The following is a 471-nucleotide window of genomic DNA, read 5'->3' as shown; positions in this document are numbered from 1 at the left end:
CCGGGCCGGAGTAGTCGAGCAGCGTGTTCATCAGGGTCAGCGAGTTGACGCGCTGGTCTCCCTTGGCCTCCAGCCACGCCGTCATCGCGGCGGAGAGCGCGCCGCCCAGGCAGAGCCCGGCGACGTTGACCGTGTCCCGGCCGGTGATCTCGCGGACGACGTCCAGGGCCGTGACCGGGCCCTCCTGCAGGTAGTCGCTCATCGTCACGTCGGCCAGCGACGAGTCCGGGTTGCGGTAGCTGATCATGAAGACGGTGTGGCCTTGCTGCACCGCCCACTCCACCAGCGACGTCTGCGGCGCGAGGTCCATGATGTAGTACTTGTTGATCCACGGCGGGCTCATGAGCAGCGGCACCTCGTGGACCTTGTCCGTCTGCGGCTCGTACTGGATGAGCTCGATCAGCCGGTTGCGGAAGACCACGTGGCCCGGGGTGAACGCGAGGTCCTTGCCCACCTGGAAGGCGCCGGGAG

Annotated in this window: 1 protein-coding gene; it reads right to left on the bottom strand. The window is 67.7% G+C overall.

What is annotated here, in order from left to right:
* The coding region (locus DBV35_RS29225) for an alpha/beta fold hydrolase (protein ID WP_342752406.1) at positions 1-471 on the bottom strand (471 nt) is incomplete at both ends.

It is taken from the genome of Acuticoccus kandeliae (assembly GCF_003073115.1).
This window is presented reverse-complemented; position numbering and strand designations above follow the sequence as displayed.